Origin of the sequence: Corynebacterium marambiense (assembly GCF_016342275.1) — a bacterium.
Taxonomy (GTDB): Bacteria; Actinomycetota; Actinomycetes; order Mycobacteriales; family Mycobacteriaceae; genus Corynebacterium; species Corynebacterium marambiense.
The window spans coordinates 72,487-88,544 of record NZ_JAEIOT010000005.1; the positions used below are offsets into that span (position 1 = coordinate 72,487).

The window sequence follows — 16,058 nt, forward strand, 5'->3', positions numbered from 1 at the left end:
GGTCCGGAACCCCACCGAATGAACCCCGGCCCCGCCTTCTCCCGGGTCCTCGCTCCGCCGTATCAGCCTCGGCGGATGGGCAGCGGGTGGAACAACCAAACGCCGTCCCGCCCGCTGATTGATGCGCGGACGGGGACGGCGTCGGTTGATGATCGTGGCAGGGGAGCTACTTCCTCGAGCGGTACCAGTTGATCAGGGAGTCGGTAGAGGAGTCGCCGGATTCGGGCTCCTCGGCACCGGTGACGGCGGGGAGCAGGTCACCGGCCTGCTTCTTACCGAGCTCGACGCCCCACTGGTCGAAGCTGTTGATGTCCCAGATCACGCCCTGGGTGAAGGTGATGTGTTCGTAGAGGGCGATGAGGGAGCCGAGGATGTAGGGGGTCAGCTCCTCGGCGAGGATCGTGGTGGAGGGGCGGTTGCCGGGCATCACCTTGTGGGTGACGAGATTCTCCGGTACACCCTCGTCGGCGATCTCGGCCTTGTTCTTGCCGAAGGCCAGGACCTTGGACTGGGCGAAGAAGTTGCTCATCAGCAGGTCGTGCATGCTGCCGGTGCCGTCGGCGGTGGGCAGGTCCTGCTTCGGGCGGGCGAAGCCGATGAAGTCGGCCGGGACCATGCGGGTGCCCTGGTGCATCAGCTGGTAGAAGGCGTGCTGCCCATTGGTGCCGGGTTCACCCCAGTAGATCTCGCCGGTGGCGCAGTTCACCGCGGAGCCGTCGATGCGCACGGACTTGCCGTTGGACTCCATCGTCAGCTGCTGGAGGTATGCGGGGAAACGCGACATGTCCTCCGAGTAGGGGAGCACCGCGTGGGTGCCGGCGCGGTGGAAATCGCCGTACCAGATACCGAACAGGCCCATGAGCGCGGGGATGTTCTCGCGGATGGGGGCGGTGCGGAAGTGGACGTCCATGTCGTGGAATCCCTCGAGGAAGCGCATGAAGTCCTGCGGCCCGATGACCGCCATGAGGGACAGCCCGATGGCGGAATCGACGGAGTACCGGCCGCCGACCCAGTCCCAGAACCCGAACATGTTGGCTGTGTCGATGCCGAACTCGGCGACCTTCTCCGCATTGGTGGACACGGCGACGAAGTGCTTGGCCACGGCGGACTCATCGCCGTCGAATGCCTCCAGCAGCCAGCGCTTCGCGGCGTGGGCGTTCGCCAGCGTCTCCTGGGTGGTGAATGTCTTGGAAGCCACGATGAAGAGGGTCGAACCCGGATCGAGGCCATCGAGGGCGGCAATCATGTCCGCCGGATCCACGTTGGACACGAATTTCGCGTCGATTCCGGCGGTGGCGTAGGAACGTAGCGCCTTCACCGCCATTGCGGGCCCCAGATCGGAGCCGCCGATACCGATGTTGACCACGGTCTTGATGGTGTGTCCGGTGTGGCCGAGCCATTCTCCCGAGCGCAGCGCGTGGCAGAAGTCCCGCATCCGTCCGAGTACCTCGTGGACATCGGCGGCGACGTCCTGTCCGTCGACGGTGAGCTCGTCCTCGACGGGCATCCGGAGCGCGGTATGGAGGACAGCGCGGTCCTCGGTGATGTTGATGTGCTCGCCGGTGAACATCGCCTCCGTGCGTCCCTTGAGGTCGGCCGCCTCGGCGAGATCCACCAGGAGGTCGACCGTCTCGTCGGAGACGAGGTTCTTCGACAGATCGACCCGCAGTCCGGCAGCGTCGATCGTGTACCTGTCCGCCCGGTCGGGGGATTCACTGAACAGGCTTCGGAGGTTGGTGCCGGCGAAATGCCGGTAATGCTCGGCGAGTGCCTTCCACTGCGGAGTGCTGGTGATGTCGTTGGGCATGGACGTCTCCTTATATCGGGATGTCGGTCGCTGGTCCGGGGTGCAGGGGAGGATGCCCAGTCAGGGTGACGGGGCGCCGTACCGCACCGGTCCCGGTGTCGTCTTTACACTCCCACGTTAGTCGTTATCGCGTTGGTCGGCCGGGCCCAGTGATTGGTCGGATCTCTGTCGGATGGGCGGTGGCGATAATCTACCGGCGCGTGGGGGTATCGGGAGCCGGAGGGGTATACCCCGAGTCGGCTAACAGGTGTCGCACGCTGGCGGGAAAACGGGCATAGTGGGGGCATGACTGACTCCGCAATCAATTTGGCCACACTCATCGAACACGCCCCGAAGAAATTGTTTATCGGAGGGGAATTCGTCGATGCGTCGGACGGGGGAACCTTCGACGTCACCGATCCCTCCGACGGCTCCGTCCTGGCGACGGTGTCATCCGCTACCGGCGACGACGCCCGCCGGGCACTGGACCTGGCGGTTGCCGCCCAGGATGACTGGGCGGCGGCTCCCGCCCGCGAACGGTCCGAGATCCTCTACCGTGCCAACAGACTCGTGCTGGACCACATCGACGAACTCGCGTACCTCCAGTCCGCTGAACTCGGACGTGCCCTGCCCGATTCACGCGGTGAGGTCGTGTACGGTGCCGAGTTCTTCCGCTGGTTCGCAGAGGAGGCGGTGCGGATCACCGGGGACTACCGGTACAGCCCGTCCGGCAATGCCCGGCTCGTGGTCACCCGGCAGCCCGTGGGACCGAGCCTCGCGGTCACCCCGTGGAACTTCCCGCTCGCGATGGGGACCCGGAAACTCGGGCCGGCGCTCGCCGCGGGCTGCACGATGATCGTCAAACCCGCCTCCAAGACCCCGCTGACGATGCTCTACCTGGCGAAGCTACTGTCCGAGGCAGGCGTCCCGGACGGGGTCGTCTCCGTGCTGCCCACCGCGAAGGCCTCGAACGTCTCGTCACTGCTGGAGGACCCGCGCCTGCGCAAGCTGACGTTCACGGGTTCGACCGAGGTGGGACAGATGCTGGCGGCGAAGGCCGCGGAGAACACGGTACGGGTATCGCTGGAACTCGGCGGGAACGCCCCGTACGTGGTGTTTGACGACGCCGACCTGGAGTCGGCCGTCGATGCCGTGGCCACCGCGAAGATGCGTGGCGCTGGGCAGGTCTGCATCGCCGCTAACCGGTTCCTGGTTCACTCGTCCATCAAGGACGAGTTCGTCGCGGGTGTCGTCGAGAAGATGCGTCAGTTCACCGTCGGTCGGGGTACCGATCCGGACACCACTGTCGGTCCACTCTCCGGCGAGGACCAGGTGGAGACCGTCACCGGCCTCGTGGATGACGCCAAGGCGAAGGGAGCGAAGGTGCTGCTCGGTGGTGACCGCTCCGAACTTCCCGACGTCCCGGAGAACGGCAGCTTCTACCCGCCAACCGTTCTCACCGACGCCCCGGCGGGTGCGGAGATCCGTTCCGCGGAGATCTTCGGGCCGGTTGTCTCGGTCACAACGTTCGACACCGACGAGGAGGCGATCCGCATGGCGAATGACACCCCCTTCGGGCTGGCCGCCTATGTGTTCTCCGAAAACCTGACCCGGGCGCTCAACGCCGCGGAGAAGATCCAGGCCGGGATGGTCGCCGTGAACAAGGGTGCCCTGTCGGACCCGGCAGCACCTTTCGGTGGCGTGAAGCAGTCGGGGCTGGGGCGTGAGGGTGGTTTCGAGGGGATCGATGAGTTCCTGGAGACCAAGCTGATCTCGTTGCCGAGTTGATGGGCCGACGGTAACGGGAGGGGACCGCTGATTCCCGGATACGGCGGGTCCCTCCCGCCGTCCCGTCTTCGGCCCCGGGCCGGAACATTTGGCCGTCGTTGGGTCGGTGGGCTGCCGAGACAGAGACACCATCAACTCGAGTCACCGCAGGTGACGTGTGATCGTGGGTGTCCGGCGCATTGACACCGATCATTCGGGGCGCAAGAGTGGAGACATGAGCGACGGACACGGAAACCACATCGACATTGACGCGAATCTCCTGGCGGAACTCCGGGAGTGTGCACGGCGGCACGATGTCGGGACGGATGCGTTGATCGAGCATGTCCTACGGGAATATGTGCGCCTCGAACGGATCGCGGAACTCCGCTTCCGATCGGGGGATGGGGACCGGGACTTCACGTCATGGCGTGAGCAGCTCGATTTCCTGCATCGCCGCGCTCGTGGAGCGGAGGGCGACAACCTGCCGCCGCTCACCGACCAGGTGTGACACCGGCCGGGCGGGTACCGGATCAGCCGAGCTTGCCGCGTCCCATTCGGAGCAGGATCCCGGCGAGCGCCGGTCCCTCCTCACCGATCTCATCGCGGAACTGGTTGATGATGGCGACCTCGCGCCCATGGACCAACCGGGTTCCCCCCGAGCCCATCCGGGTCCTGCCGATCGCCTGGGAGATCTCGCGCCGACGTTTCACGGCGGAGATGATCTCGCGGTCCAGCCTGTCGATCTCCTGCCGGTAGAGCTGGATCTCGGCATCGGACAACGGGTCATCGGTCCCGGAAGGACTGCGGATCTCGAAATGTTCGGCGTCGGTGTTCATGAACCGTATTCTGCCATGTCCTGAACCGTAACGGACCCCGCACACTGCGGGGAAGGAATCCTGTGCAGAACTGTTCGGGGACACGGAAAAGCGCGGGAGTCCGGGCCGCCCGGGGGAGCTGTAAGTTGGAGGAACTATGAGCACCTTGTCCGATGGAACTCCGTCCGCGTCCCCGTTCCGCTCCGGCGGTGGGGCCCCGTCCCGCCTCGAGAGAGGTGGCTACCGCCGATCCCACACCGGTGACGGCCACAGCGCCGCCGATGCGTTCGGGTCGCCGACGGACCTTTTGGACGGGCTGAACGAACAGCAGCGCGCCGCGGTGGAACACACCGGTGGCCCGTTGCTCATCGTCGCAGGTGCGGGATCCGGAAAGACCGCTGTCCTGACGCGACGTATCGCCTACCTGCTCGCGCACCGGGGGGTGCACCCGGGTCAGGTCCTGGCAATCACCTTCACCAACAAGGCCGCGGCGGAGATGCGTGACCGGGTCCGCGGTCTGGTCGGCCCCTCGGCGGAACGGATGTGGGTGTCCACCTTTCATTCCACTTGTGTGCGTATCCTCCGCCAGCAGGCGGCTCTGGTGGACGGGCTCAACACCAACTTCAGCATCTACGATTCGGATGATTCCCGCAGGCTCCTCGGGATGATCGCCAAGGACATGGGCCTCGACGCGAAGAAGTTCACCCCGCGCGCACTGGCGAACGCGATCTCCAACCTGAAAAACGAACTCGTCGACCCCGCGGATGCCGCGGCACAGGCGTCCCGGTCCGCCGACAGGTTCGGGATGACGGTCGCCGAGGTCTATGGCGAGTACCAGGCACGGCTCCGGCGCTCCAACGCCGTCGACTTCGATGACCTCATCGGCGAGGTCGTCGGTCTGCTGGTCTCTCGCCCGGACGTCGCCGAGCACTACCGGCGCCGGTTCCGCCACGTGCTCATCGACGAGTACCAGGACACCAACCATGCCCAGTACCGTCTGGTCGCCGAACTCGTCGGGCGACCGCACCCGGATGATCCCCATGTGGTGTCACCGAGTGAACTGTGCGTGGTCGGAGACGCCGACCAGTCCATCTACGCCTTCCGCGGGGCGACGATCCGGAACATCGAGGAGTTCGAACGGGACTACCCGGATGCGCGGACCATCCTCCTCGAACAGAACTACCGCTCGACGCAGACTATTCTCTCTGCGGCGAACGCCGTCATCGCCCGGAATGCCGGGCGCCGGGAGAAGAAGCTCTGGACCGCGCTCGGTGAGGGGGAACCTGTCACCGGATACGTCGCGGACAACGAACACGACGAGGCGCGGTTCATCGCCGCCGAAATCGACGCCCTGTCCGACAAGGGGCTGCGCTACTCCGACATCGCTGTGATGTACCGGACGAACAACGCCTCCCGTGCCCTGGAGGAGGTATTCATCCGGTCGGGAGTACCCTACCGCGTCGTGGGCGGAACCCGGTTCTACGAGCGCAGGGAGATCCGGGACATCATCGCCTACCTCAAGGTGCTAGACAACCCCGATGACACCGTGAGCCTGCGCAGGATTATCAACACCCCGCGCCGGGGAATTGGTGACCGGGCCCAGGCATTCGTGGCACTGCATGCGGACACCAACCGCGTCAGCTTCCACCGTGCACTGCTCGACGCAGCCGCCGGAGAAGTCGACATGCTGGGAGCCCGCGGACGTAACGCCATCGCCGGATTCGTCAACCTGCTCGCGGAGCTCCGTGAGGTGGGTGCGAACACCGTGAATGAAGAGACCCGGATGTTGGACCTCGGGGAACTCATCACCGAGGTGTGCACCCGTTCCGGATACATCGCTGACCTACAGAAATCGAGCGACCCGCAGGACGCCACCCGACTGGACAATCTCAGGGAACTCATCGCCGTCGCCCGGGAGTTCTCGAGCGACGCAGCGATGCGGGTCGCGTACGAGGAGATGGACGGCGGAACCTACGAGACGGAGCCCGGGGAACCCGAGCCCGGGAGCCTGCAGGCGTTCCTCGAGCGGGTCTCCCTCGTGGCGGATGCCGATCAGATCCCGGACGATGATCAGGGGGTCGTGACCCTGATGACGCTCCACACCGCGAAAGGCCTCGAGTTCCCAGTCGTCTTCGTCACTGGCTGGGAGGACGGCCAGTTTCCGCACCTTCGTTCCCTCGGGGACCCGGGCGAACTGGCCGAGGAACGGCGCCTGGCCTATGTCGGTATCACCCGCGCCCGGAGGCGCCTCTACCTGACCCGGGCGGTGTTGCGGAGTGCCTGGGGTAACCCCATGACGAATCCACCGTCCCGGTTTCTCGCGGAGATACCCGCCGAGCTCATCGACTGGCGCCGTGAGGAACCTGAGGGAGCCGGCACCGGTGTCTGGGGTGGTGGAACGAGGAACTACGGTACGTACCACGGTCGCTCGGGCTCCTCGTCCAGTGGGGCGGGCAGAACCGAGAGTGCATCACGCCCGCGGTCGAGTGGTTCCGGACGGCCTGCGCTCAAGCTCGCGGTAGGGGACAGAGTCAACCACGACAAATACGGTCTTGGGACCGTGCAGGAGGTTTCCCCGGTGGGGGCCTATGATTCCGCGACGATCGACTTCGGCTCGTCCGGAACGGTCCGACTCATGCTCATGGCGGGCCTCCCGATGGAGAAACTGTAGGTTCCTCGGCGACCGATGGACGGCGACAAAGGAGTGCCCGGTTCGGAAGGAGATCTCTTCTGGACCGGGCCTCCCATGTTGCAGGGACACAAAAAAGACACGTGACACGGCGGAGCCGTGACGTGTCGGGGGAGCCTCGGAGAAAGCTCGGGGAGTCTAGAGGAAGATGCCGCGCTCAGCGAGCCAGGGCAGTGGGTCGATGGCGGCGCCACCGTTGGGGTGGACCTCGAAGTGGACGTGGACGCCGGTGGAGAAACCGCGTGATCCCATTCCCGCGATCCGCTGGCCTGCGGAGACTTGCTGTCCGACCGTCACCTCGATGGTCTCCATGTGTCCGTAAACCGTGACTGTACCGTCAGCATGCTTGATGCGGACCCACTGGCCGAATCCGGAGGCAGGGCCCGCGTCGATCACGGTGCCATCCTCGACCGCGGTGATGGCGGTGCCGAGGACATTGGCGATGTCGACGCCGGCGTGCAAGGTTCCCCAACGGGCACCGAACGTGGAGGTGAGGGTACCTTGGGCGGGCGCCGAGCTCTTCGGTGCACGGGCAGCGAGATCCGCGGCGAAACGCTCGGCATTGTACTGGATGGCCTTGTTGAGTTGCTCCGCGAGGTTGTCGATCGGCTTGAACTCCGCGATGTTGAGAATCTGTGGGGCTTCCGAGCTGCCGATGACCGGTGCTGCTGAGTCCGCGACGAGGGTGTAGTCGAGGGTTTCGCCCTGTGACTCAGACGACGTGGACGGGTGGGTGGCGTGTGCGGCGGCTGCGCCGCCGACCCCTGCAGTGGAAACCGCTCCGGTGGCTACTGCGACGAGAGCGATACGGCTCTTGGCGTTCGACGAGACGGACTGCTTACGGTGCGCGCCTGCGGTTTTCCGCTGAGCCTGCTTGTGCATGAAGCCTTCTTCCATCTGTTTTCCGCCACATTTAGCGATACATCCAGCGATACATCGTGTGATGTGACCGTCCCGTTACCTAACGGTTCACAACGATAACGGTTTGTTACAAACCTGGCAAGTCATTCCCGCACATAATCTGTGAGAATCGTCACCCTGCGGTGTGGCGAGGTGTCTGAGATCTGCATGTCTGACACCTCGCCGTTGGGCAACGTGGTATCCGACTCAGGTAACAGTACACTGTCGCTACGGATCGCGCGGGTAAACCAAAGACCATCCGATCTTGAGGTCTGACATCCCCCGCCGCCCCGATCATCAGCAGTGTCTCAGTCGGTGAGGTGTGCCTGGTCGTGTCAGCGCCCAGGACGACGACGAAGATGGCACAGTTGGACCGGTGAGCAGAAAGACACGTCAGAACCCCCGGCCGAACCACCCCCAGATGTCGCGGAACCGGCCGGGTGCCGGCCCTCGGAAGCCGGCCGCCCCGGGCCGCTCCCGTCCAGCGCCGACCGTGAAGAAGAATTCGAAGCCCCGGCCGTCGGAGAGAACGACCGTCGGTAGGCGGCTGCGCGTGTTTCTGCCTGTCGCGCTGATCCCGAACGCGGTCGTCGTGGCCACCGTCGTTCTCGTCGCCCTCTGTGCGCTGATGCTCACCGATTCTGGTTTCGTACCGCTCGCCGCAACGGTGGCACAGCTCTGGCTGGCGGTGAACCTGGCCCCCGTCGCGTCGGACTCCGCCATGTTGTCCCAGCTCCCGATGCTTCCCGCTCTCGGCGTGGTGTGGCTGGTTGGACACCGGGTGGGGGTGGCCGTTCGCCACCGGATCTCCATCCTGGATCTCGCGGTGCTCACCGCTTGCGTTCTCGTGGTCCCGGTGCTTCTGGCGCTGACTGCAGTGGCGATGCTTCTTGATGCCCGTGCCGTTCTTCCGGTAGCGGTTCCGCCGCTCGCCATGGTGTTCGGACGGGTTCTGCTCCTACATCTCGGCGCACTCGCGATCGGGATGGGGCCGAAACTCTGGCGCGCGCTCGCGCGGAGGTTCTCGGTGCCGACGATGGTGGTCGACCCGGCGACACCGGCTGTGCGTTTCGTGCTGTCCCTCGTGGCCGCGGGGCTCCTGCTGGTCCTGGTATCTCTCGCGATGCGCTGGCGCGTTCTGAGTGAGCTGCTCTCCACCTTCGACAGTGGGTTGGCAACAGCGGGTCTGCTCGGGGTCAGCCTGCTCTATCTTCCTGATGCCGCCGTCGCCGGTGCCGCCGTTCTAGTCGGATCCGAGTTCCACATCGGGGACGCCTCGGTGTCCCTCTATGATGCGACGGCAGTTCCGCTACCGCCGCTGCCGATCCTGGCTGCGTTCCCGGAATCCGTGGGAGGCTGGGCGCTCGTGCTCGTCACCGTACCCCTCGTGCTGGCGGGCAGTGTGTCCTACACATATTGTCGCGCCGCGCCGCGGACATGGTCGGAGATGGTTGTGGCAGGCCTCTGGGCGGGCACGTTCACCCTCATCATCGGCGGACTGGCAGGCGGGTCAGCCGGTGTCTACGGGAACACCGGGACGATGGTCATCTTCACCGCGGTTCTCGTTGCCGTGGAGCTCGCTGCGGTGGGGGCCGTCGTGAACGCTGTCATCGGACTGCGTCAGCGCCGACTCGAGGGCGCGACCCCGGTTGCCGACGACGACGTGGTCGGCTCTCCTGACGCGGACGCACCAGTGGCGGTGTCCGGGAAGCAGCCGGGGGGAACCGACCCAGGTGTCGACGGGGAAGGCGTCACCACGGAGATCATCGATGAGGAGGATCTCATGGCCGCCGAGGCGGATGATCCGGGGGAAAGCACGGACCACCAGGGATCCCGCGTCGCCGACCCCATGGCGAACACCGAAGGTGCTGATGGCGCAGCCCCCGCAGACCCCGCCGCGCCACACACCATCCCGGAATCCTCGGAGCACCCGGATGCCGCGCCGGGCGAGACATCGGGTATACCGGGGCCCGGAGAGCCGGAGACCGGAACCATTCCGGATCAGGAGACCCGGCCTCTGCCCTGACCGGTTGAGGTACACCCGCTCTGGGTTGAGAGACTGCGGGTACCCGCAGGACCCGGTACCGGGTACTAACATTGATCCGGTGACCGAAGACAGACAACTGACCAGAGTGGTGGTCCTCGCCTCTGGAGCGGGAACCCTGCTGCAGGCGATCCTCGATGCCACCGGACCTCACTACACGGTCGTCGGTGTCGTCACCGATAAGCTGTGCAATGCGGGACGTCGTGCGGTGGACGCCGGGATCCCGACGCAGGTTGTTCCGTTCAACCGGGAACAACTCAGGACCGCCTGGGACGAGGAACTGCGGAATGCCGTCTCGGGCATGCAACCGGATCTGGTGGTCTCCGCAGGGTTCATGAGGATCCTCGGCCCCCGGTTCCTGGCGAGTTTCCCGAACCGGGTCATCAACACCCACCCCGCACTCCTCCCGTCCTTCCCCGGGGCACACGCAGTACCGGATGCGCTGGCACACGGTGTGAAGGTCAGCGGATGCACGGTCCACCTCGTCGACGAAGGTGTCGACACCGGCCCCATCCTCGCGCAGGTCGCGGTCCCCGTCCTCCCCGGCGATGATGTGGATAGCCTCCATGAGCGCATCAAGACTGTCGAGCGTCGACTCATCGTCGAACTGCTCAACACTGTCGATCCCGAAGATGTCCGCGGGACCGGACCGCAGCCTGACACCCCCTGAGACACACCGAAAGCCACCCCGGCACCTACGCTGGACCCACAAACGACATAACCCCGAACGACCGACGAAAGGCCCCCACAGCAGCCATGAGCGACGACCGCAAGCCAATCACCCGCGCACTCATCAGCGTCTACGACAAGACCGGTCTGGAGGAACTGGCGAGGGCACTGGACTCCGCGGGCGTCGAGATCGTCTCTACCGGCTCCACCGCCGCCCGGATCGCCGAGGCAGGGGTCACGGTCACCCGGGTCGAGGAACTCACTGGATTCCCGGAGTGCCTGGACGGACGGGTCAAGACCCTCCATCCTCGTGTCCATGCAGGTATCCTCGCCGACACCCGCCGCCCCGAGCATCTCAACCAGCTCAGTGAGCTCGGTGTCGCGCCCTTCGAGCTGGTGGTGGTCAACCTCTACCCGTTCACGGAGACCGTGGCGTCCGGTGCCGACTTCGACGCGTGTGTCGAGCAGATAGACATCGGGGGACCGTCGATGGTGCGTGCCGCGGCCAAGAACCACCCCTCCGTCGCTGTCGTCGTGGATCCCGCGCGGTACAGGGATGTCGCGCATGCGGCCGCGGAGGGCGGTTTCACCCGTGATGAGCGAGCACGGCTCGCTGCCGAGGCGTTCCGCCACACCGCCGACTACGATGTCGCCGTCGCAGGCTGGCTCACCGCACAGACGGAAGCAAGCGAGTCTTTCCCGTCTTGGGCAGGCTCCACCCACGTTCGCTCCGCAACGCTGCGCTACGGGGAGAACCCCCATCAGTCTGCCGCCCTCTACGCGGATGTCGACGGCGCCGGACTCGCCCAGGCGAAGCAGCTGCACGGAAAGGAGATGAGCTACAACAACTACACCGACTCCGACGCCGCATGGCGTGCGGCCTGGGATCACGAGCGCCCCTGTGTCGCGATCATCAAGCACGCCAACCCCTGTGGCATCGCCGTCTCGGATGAGTCGATCGCCGCGGCGCACCGCGCGGCGCACGCGTGCGACCCGGTCTCCGCGTTCGGTGGAGTGATCGCCGCCAACCGCGAGATCAGCGTCGAGATGGCCGAGCAGGTCGCCGAGATCTTCACCGAGGTCATCATCGCACCGTCCTACGCGGACGGTGCGGTGGAGGTGCTGTCCCGGAAGAAGAACATCCGCATCCTCGTCGCCGAGGAACCCGTCCGTGGGGGATTCGAACAGCGTCAGATCTCCGGTGGCGTTCTCGTCCAGGAGCGCGACCTCGTCCACGCCGAGGGCGATGACCCGGCGAACTGGACCCTCGCGGCCGGGGAAGCCGTGGATGACACCATCCTCGCCGACCTCCTGTTCGCCTGGCGCAGTGTCCGCGCAGTGAAGTCCAACGCGATCCTGCTCGCCGCCGACGGAGCGACCGTCGGCGTCGGTATGGGGCAGGTCAACCGGGTCGACTCAGCCCGCCTCGCCGTCCAGCGGGCAGGCGAGGACCGCGCCCGTGGCGCGGTCGCCGCGTCCGATGCGTTCTTCCCCTTCGCCGACGGATTCGAGGTGCTGGCGGAGGCCGGAGTCACCGCCGTCGTCCAACCCGGTGGATCCATCCGCGACGCCGAGGTCATCGAAGCCGCGAACAAGGCGGGCGTGACCATGTACCTCACCGGTGCACGCCACTTTGCGCACTGATCAGCGGCTCAGAATCGCGTGTGTGCGCCGAGCAAGTCCGGCATAATGGCCCGTGATACGCTGCCCCGGAAACCCGGGTGCGGCACGGTGTGGCCGATCACGGCCGCACCGTCCCATCGCGAGAGGACCGACCATGACCGGAACCAGCACATGCGACGGGGATGATCCCGTCATCATCGGCCCCGCTCTGCTCTTTGCCCCGGCCAACCGGCCCGAACGGTTCGCCCGCGCGGCGGGTTGCGCGGACATGGTCATCCTCGACCTCGAGGATGGGGCAGGCTCAGTGTCTCGCGAGGAAGGTCGACGCAACATCATGGCCTCGGGGCTTGACCCACGAAGGACGATGACCAGGGTCTGCGGCCCGCAGGATCCCGGTTTCGCCGACGACGTTCGGGCCATCCGGGAAACCCCCTACCGCACCGTCATCGTCCCGAAGATCACCGACCGGATTCCGGACGAGGTACGTGGTCTCCGAGTCATCGCCCTCATCGAGACGCCGCAGGCCGTCCTCAACCTCGGCACACTCGCCGCGGACCCTGATGTAGTCGGGCTCTACTGGGGCGCCGAGGATCTCTGCGCCTACCTCGGCGGGACGCACTCCCGACTCCAACCGGACGAGGGAGCCCCGTCTGACCGACCCGGTCGCTACCGGGACACCATGCTGATGTCCCGCGCGCTCATGCACATGCACGCGGCAGCTGTCGGCAAGTTCACGGTCGACGCCGTGCACGCGGACTTCAGCGATGACAGGGGACTGTACGAGGAGGCCACCGATGCGGCCCGATCCGGGTTCGCCGCGACCGCCTGCATCCACCCCCGGCAGATCGAGGTCGTCCGCCGCGCCTACACCCCCGAACCTGCCCAGCTGGACCGCGCCCGTCGGATCGTCAACGAGGCGCGGAAACACCCCGGTGCGTTCAAGATTGACGGCGAGATGATTGACGCGCCGCTCATCGCCCAGGCCCACCGACTGGTGGCCCGGGCGGGATAGACCACCTGGAGGAGTCAGCCGGTGACGAGCAGTTCCAGGGTCCGCGTGACCCGATCCTCAGGGGCCATCCCACTGAGGACGGTCAGCGCCGCGTCCGCAAGCATCACGGCGGTCGGGGGCAGGGTCTCCGCGGACAGCGGAAACGGAACGACACCGTCGTTGCTCCGCATCTCCGTCGCGGACTGCGCGAGATAGAAGGGCAGCTCGATGCGCTGGTCGTCACGGCCGGTGAGCTCGGCGGCCATCGACCGGAAGATCTCCCTCAGCTCGCGGTGCTGCGCGTGGAAATCCGTGAACTCCGCGGACGACGCGATGGGCAGCTGGTAGAGCTTGCCGACGTTCCACCGGGTTGACAGCAGCAGCCGGGCCTCGGCGGCGACGAGCGCCCAGAGTTTGAGCTCCGGCCCCGCATCAGAGGCCTCGAGGCGTTCGGCGAGAGCGAGTGATGGCTCCACGGTGGACTGCAGGAGCGTCAGGAAAATCTCGGTCTTGGAGGGGAAATGATAGTACAACGATGCCTGTCTGATGCCCACCGCGTCAGCGATCTGGTGGGTCGAGGTGGTGGCGAACCCCTGGGTGGTGAAGAGTTCTGCGGCAGCGTCGAGGATCTCCTCCCTGGCCGTGCTGCCTCGGCGGCGGGGGCTGTTCTTGCGTGGACGTCCGACAGTGCCAGCCATCTAGCTCACCCGCCTTTCTTGTTCGAGGATTATGGATCTCAAGAGTCTAACCGGTCCGTCTGCGGCGCGGTGGTATCTCCCGGTACGGGTGGTCATGCGCCCGCACCATACTTCTGGGTATCCACGCCGAACCGGTCAGCTGTCGACCGGGTGACGTCCGCGAGCATCCGGCACGCCGCGCCGAAGGCTGAACGCTGCAGCTGGGGGAGCATATCGAGGGTCGTCGGCTCGTCTTGGACACGTTCCAGCCACCGCGTCAGAGTGAGCTCAAGGCCAGCCTCCCACGCCTCCAGCAGATAATCTGCCTCTGAGGACAGGAGCACCCCGGCGGAGCGCGCGGCACCAATCCTCTCGATGACACCGGTCTGGGTGCAGCCGGCCGCCATTCCGGCCCACCGGGCGATCTGTCCTAGTGGCGTCAGAAGCTGCCCCTGGACATCGATCGCGACATCCTTCCGCGGGAGTCCCGCCCTTGACCGCACCGCAGGAGGACGGTGCGTCACGGCCTCGACGAGCAGGGGAGTGGGATCGTCTGCCCGTTCGAGAACCGCTCTGGTGAACCAGTCTCCGGCATCCGCGAACCACCCGAGGGTTGCACCGTCACCGGCTGCCACGGCGGCATCGATCCGAGTTGACCACACCGACCGACTCGCCGGGGTCAGTCCTGGAGGGAGAACTCCGAGGAGGATCCCGGCGTCGGCGACAAGCCGTGACAGCTGCCCGGTCGGATCCTGGTCGGTGTCATCCTCCTCGGAGGGAAGCACGGTCAGCCAGTGGAGCTTCGCGGTTGGGGTGCCTGATCCGCGACCGTAGGGGCCCGTGATGATGATGTCCGCGCCACCGGTTAACGATCCCGCCCCGGGGCTGTGAAGCGTATCCGTGACAAGACCTGTGTACCAGCGGGTGACCTCCACGACGTCGACGCTGTGGTTGAGGGCGTTCCGCAGCAGGTCGTGTGATTCCGCAAGGACGCCTCGGGTGGTCGCTGCACTGGTGCATAGCGGTGCCTGTTCAGCGAGATCTAGGAGTGATTCGTGAAGCACGGGGACGTCCTCCGGTGGGGTCATGGTGGTGAGGATCTTCCGGCCCAATTTACCAGCATCGGTGGTGCGCCCCCGGCGTCGACTGCGAGCACAGCCCCGGACACACGAAAACCGGCCCGCAAGCGCCACTACCCGGTGATGGGGTGGTTGTTGCGGGCCGGTGGTTCACGACGGTGGTGAGCCGTCGTTACTTTGGCCGTGTCACGAGTGCCAGCGGCGAAAGTTCGCTGTCATCGCATAGACGCCCATTCAGGCGGCTGCGGAAGGAGATCTCTCGATCCCCCGGTGGTGGAACGATCTAGCGGCTCGTGAACGGCAGGAGAGCCATCTCACGTGCGTTCTTGACCGCGGTGGCGACCTGGCGCTGCTGCTGCGGCGTCAGACCAGTGACCCGGCGGGACCGGATCTTGTGGCGGTCGGAGATGAACAGCCGCAGGGTGTCAATGTCCTTGTAGTCGACTCTGTCGATCTTCGCGGCCTTGAGCGGATTCTTCTTGGGGCGGCGGGACTGCTCCATCCGCGCCTTCTTCATGTTGGTGCGCTTCATTTAGCTACTCCCTTACCAGCTGGACTTACGGACGCCCGGGAGCTCACCGCGGTGAGCCATTTCACGGACGCGGACACGGGACAGACCGAACTTACGGAGGTAACCGCGGGGACGGCCGTCAGCGGCGTCACGATTACGGACGCGAACCGGGGACGCGTCACGCGGCTGGCGGTTCAGCTCGTACTGCGCGTCCAGGCGCTCCTCATCGGAGGAGTTCGGGTTCTTGATGATGGCCTTGAGCTCGTTGCGACGCTCCGCGAAACGGGCGACGATTTCCTTGCGCTTTTCGTTCTTGGCGATCTTTGACTTCTTGGCCATGAATTATCGCTCCTCGCGGAATTCGACGTGCTTGCGGACGATCGGATCGAACTTCTTCAGCGTGATGCGATCGGGGTTGTTGCGCTTGTTCTTGCGCGTCACATAGGTGTAGCCGGTGCCCGCGGTGGACTTCAGCTTGATGATCGGACGGATATCATTACGTGCCAT

General features: G+C 65.7%; 15 protein-coding genes. 7 read left to right on the top strand and 8 right to left on the bottom strand.

Annotated features, from left to right (window positions below; all coding sequences use genetic code 11):
• Window positions 1-166: 166 nt before the first annotated feature.
• Entirely contained in the window at window positions 167-1,807 is a 1,641-nt protein-coding gene (gene pgi / locus JDV76_RS02985) for a glucose-6-phosphate isomerase (RefSeq protein ID WP_198735408.1), read from the bottom strand.
• Window positions 1,808-2,092: 285 nt separating this feature from the next.
• On the opposite strand from pgi, the gene JDV76_RS02990 reads away from it, so the two are divergent.
• Window positions 2,093-3,574: an NAD-dependent succinate-semialdehyde dehydrogenase gene (locus tag JDV76_RS02990; RefSeq protein ID WP_198735409.1), complete on the top strand. Its 1,482-nt coding sequence runs from the start codon at window positions 2,093-2,095 to the stop codon at window positions 3,572-3,574.
• A gap of 214 nt (window positions 3,575-3,788) precedes the next feature.
• A complete protein-coding gene (locus JDV76_RS02995; protein ID WP_198735410.1) occupies window positions 3,789-4,061 on the top strand; it encodes a hypothetical protein in 273 nt (90 codons plus the stop codon).
• Window positions 4,062-4,083: 22 nt separating this feature from the next.
• On the opposite strand, the gene JDV76_RS03000 is transcribed toward JDV76_RS02995, so the two are convergent.
• Entirely contained in the window at window positions 4,084-4,389 is a 306-nt protein-coding gene (locus tag JDV76_RS03000; protein WP_198735411.1) for a chorismate mutase, read from the bottom strand.
• 145 nt (window positions 4,390-4,534) lie between these two features.
• On the opposite strand from JDV76_RS03000, the gene JDV76_RS03005 reads away from it, so the two are divergent.
• A complete protein-coding gene (locus JDV76_RS03005) occupies window positions 4,535-7,039 on the top strand; it encodes a UvrD-helicase domain-containing protein (RefSeq protein WP_232958843.1) in 2,505 nt (834 codons plus the stop codon).
• 156 nt (window positions 7,040-7,195) lie between these two features.
• Here the strand turns inward: JDV76_RS03005 and JDV76_RS03010 are convergent, their stop codons facing one another.
• The gene (locus JDV76_RS03010) at window positions 7,196-7,939 is read right to left on the bottom strand and encodes a M23 family metallopeptidase (protein ID WP_198735413.1); all 744 of its coding nucleotides are present in this window, start codon (window positions 7,937-7,939) and stop codon (window positions 7,196-7,198) included.
• 511 nt (window positions 7,940-8,450) lie between these two features.
• Between JDV76_RS03010 and JDV76_RS03015 the strand changes: the two genes are divergently transcribed.
• The 4 genes from JDV76_RS03015 (at window position 8,451) to JDV76_RS03030 (ending at window position 13,305) form a co-directional block, all read left to right on the top strand.
• Window positions 8,451-9,983: a cell division protein PerM gene (locus tag JDV76_RS03015; RefSeq protein ID WP_198735414.1), complete on the top strand. Its 1,533-nt coding sequence runs from the start codon at window positions 8,451-8,453 to the stop codon at window positions 9,981-9,983.
• A 70-nt stretch (window positions 9,984-10,053) separates the two neighbouring features.
• Window positions 10,054-10,671 (top strand): phosphoribosylglycinamide formyltransferase, encoded by a 618-nt coding sequence (gene purN / locus JDV76_RS03020; protein WP_376993073.1) that lies wholly within the window; start codon window positions 10,054-10,056, stop codon window positions 10,669-10,671.
• An 86-nt stretch (window positions 10,672-10,757) separates the two neighbouring features.
• A complete protein-coding gene (purH, locus tag JDV76_RS03025) occupies window positions 10,758-12,314 on the top strand; it encodes a bifunctional phosphoribosylaminoimidazolecarboxamide formyltransferase/IMP cyclohydrolase (RefSeq protein ID WP_198735416.1) in 1,557 nt (518 codons plus the stop codon).
• 133 nt (window positions 12,315-12,447) lie between these two features.
• On the top strand, window positions 12,448-13,305 hold the full coding sequence (locus JDV76_RS03030; RefSeq protein ID WP_198735417.1) for an HpcH/HpaI aldolase/citrate lyase family protein: 858 nt from the start codon (window positions 12,448-12,450) through the stop codon (window positions 13,303-13,305).
• A 14-nt stretch (window positions 13,306-13,319) separates the two neighbouring features.
• Here the strand turns inward: JDV76_RS03030 and JDV76_RS03035 are convergent, their stop codons facing one another.
• The 5 genes from JDV76_RS03035 to rpmG form a co-directional block, all read right to left on the bottom strand.
• On the bottom strand, window positions 13,320-13,982 hold the full coding sequence (locus tag JDV76_RS03035) for a TetR/AcrR family transcriptional regulator (protein WP_198735418.1): 663 nt from the start codon (window positions 13,980-13,982) through the stop codon (window positions 13,320-13,322).
• Window positions 13,983-14,074: 92 nt separating this feature from the next.
• Window positions 14,075-15,049 carry a putative nucleotidyltransferase substrate binding domain-containing protein gene (locus tag JDV76_RS03040; RefSeq protein WP_198735419.1) on the bottom strand — a complete coding sequence of 325 codons (975 nt, stop codon included), beginning with the start codon at window positions 15,047-15,049 and terminating at the stop codon, window positions 14,075-14,077.
• 274 nt (window positions 15,050-15,323) lie between these two features.
• Window positions 15,324-15,572 (bottom strand): 30S ribosomal protein S18, encoded by a 249-nt coding sequence (gene rpsR, locus JDV76_RS03045; protein ID WP_198735420.1) that lies wholly within the window; start codon window positions 15,570-15,572, stop codon window positions 15,324-15,326.
• A gap of 12 nt (window positions 15,573-15,584) precedes the next feature.
• Window positions 15,585-15,890, bottom strand: coding sequence for a 30S ribosomal protein S14 (rpsN, locus tag JDV76_RS03050; RefSeq protein WP_198735421.1), 306 nt, complete (start codon window positions 15,888-15,890; stop codon window positions 15,585-15,587).
• A gap of 3 nt (window positions 15,891-15,893) precedes the next feature.
• Window positions 15,894-16,058, bottom strand: coding sequence for a 50S ribosomal protein L33 (rpmG, locus tag JDV76_RS03055; RefSeq protein ID WP_010187624.1), 165 nt, complete (start codon window positions 16,056-16,058; stop codon window positions 15,894-15,896).

Bases quoted from the DNA above. Each gene is read 5' to 3' on its own strand.
- pgi (WP_198735408.1), bottom strand. From the start codon at position 1,807: ATGCCCAACGACATCACCAGCACTCCGCAGTGGAAGGCACTCGCCGAG.
- JDV76_RS02990 (WP_198735409.1), top strand. From the start codon at position 2,093: ATGACTGACTCCGCAATCAATTTGGCCACACTCATCGAACACGCCCCG.
- JDV76_RS02995 (WP_198735410.1), top strand. From the start codon at position 3,789: ATGAGCGACGGACACGGAAACCACATCGACATTGACGCGAATCTCCTG.
- JDV76_RS03000 (WP_198735411.1), bottom strand. From the start codon at position 4,389: ATGAACACCGACGCCGAACATTTCGAGATCCGCAGTCCTTCCGGGACC.
- JDV76_RS03010 (WP_198735413.1), bottom strand. From the start codon at position 7,939: ATGCACAAGCAGGCTCAGCGGAAAACCGCAGGCGCGCACCGTAAGCAG.
- purH (WP_198735416.1), top strand. From the start codon at position 10,758: ATGAGCGACGACCGCAAGCCAATCACCCGCGCACTCATCAGCGTCTAC.
- JDV76_RS03030 (WP_198735417.1), top strand. From the start codon at position 12,448: ATGACCGGAACCAGCACATGCGACGGGGATGATCCCGTCATCATCGGC.
- JDV76_RS03035 (WP_198735418.1), bottom strand. From the start codon at position 13,982: ATGGCTGGCACTGTCGGACGTCCACGCAAGAACAGCCCCCGCCGCCGA.
- JDV76_RS03040 (WP_198735419.1), bottom strand. From the start codon at position 15,049: ATGACCCCACCGGAGGACGTCCCCGTGCTTCACGAATCACTCCTAGAT.
- rpsR (WP_198735420.1), bottom strand. From the start codon at position 15,572: ATGAAGCGCACCAACATGAAGAAGGCGCGGATGGAGCAGTCCCGCCGC.
- rpsN (WP_198735421.1), bottom strand. From the start codon at position 15,890: ATGGCCAAGAAGTCAAAGATCGCCAAGAACGAAAAGCGCAAGGAAATC.
- rpmG (WP_010187624.1), bottom strand. From the start codon at position 16,058: ATGGCACGTAATGATATCCGTCCGATCATCAAGCTGAAGTCCACCGCG.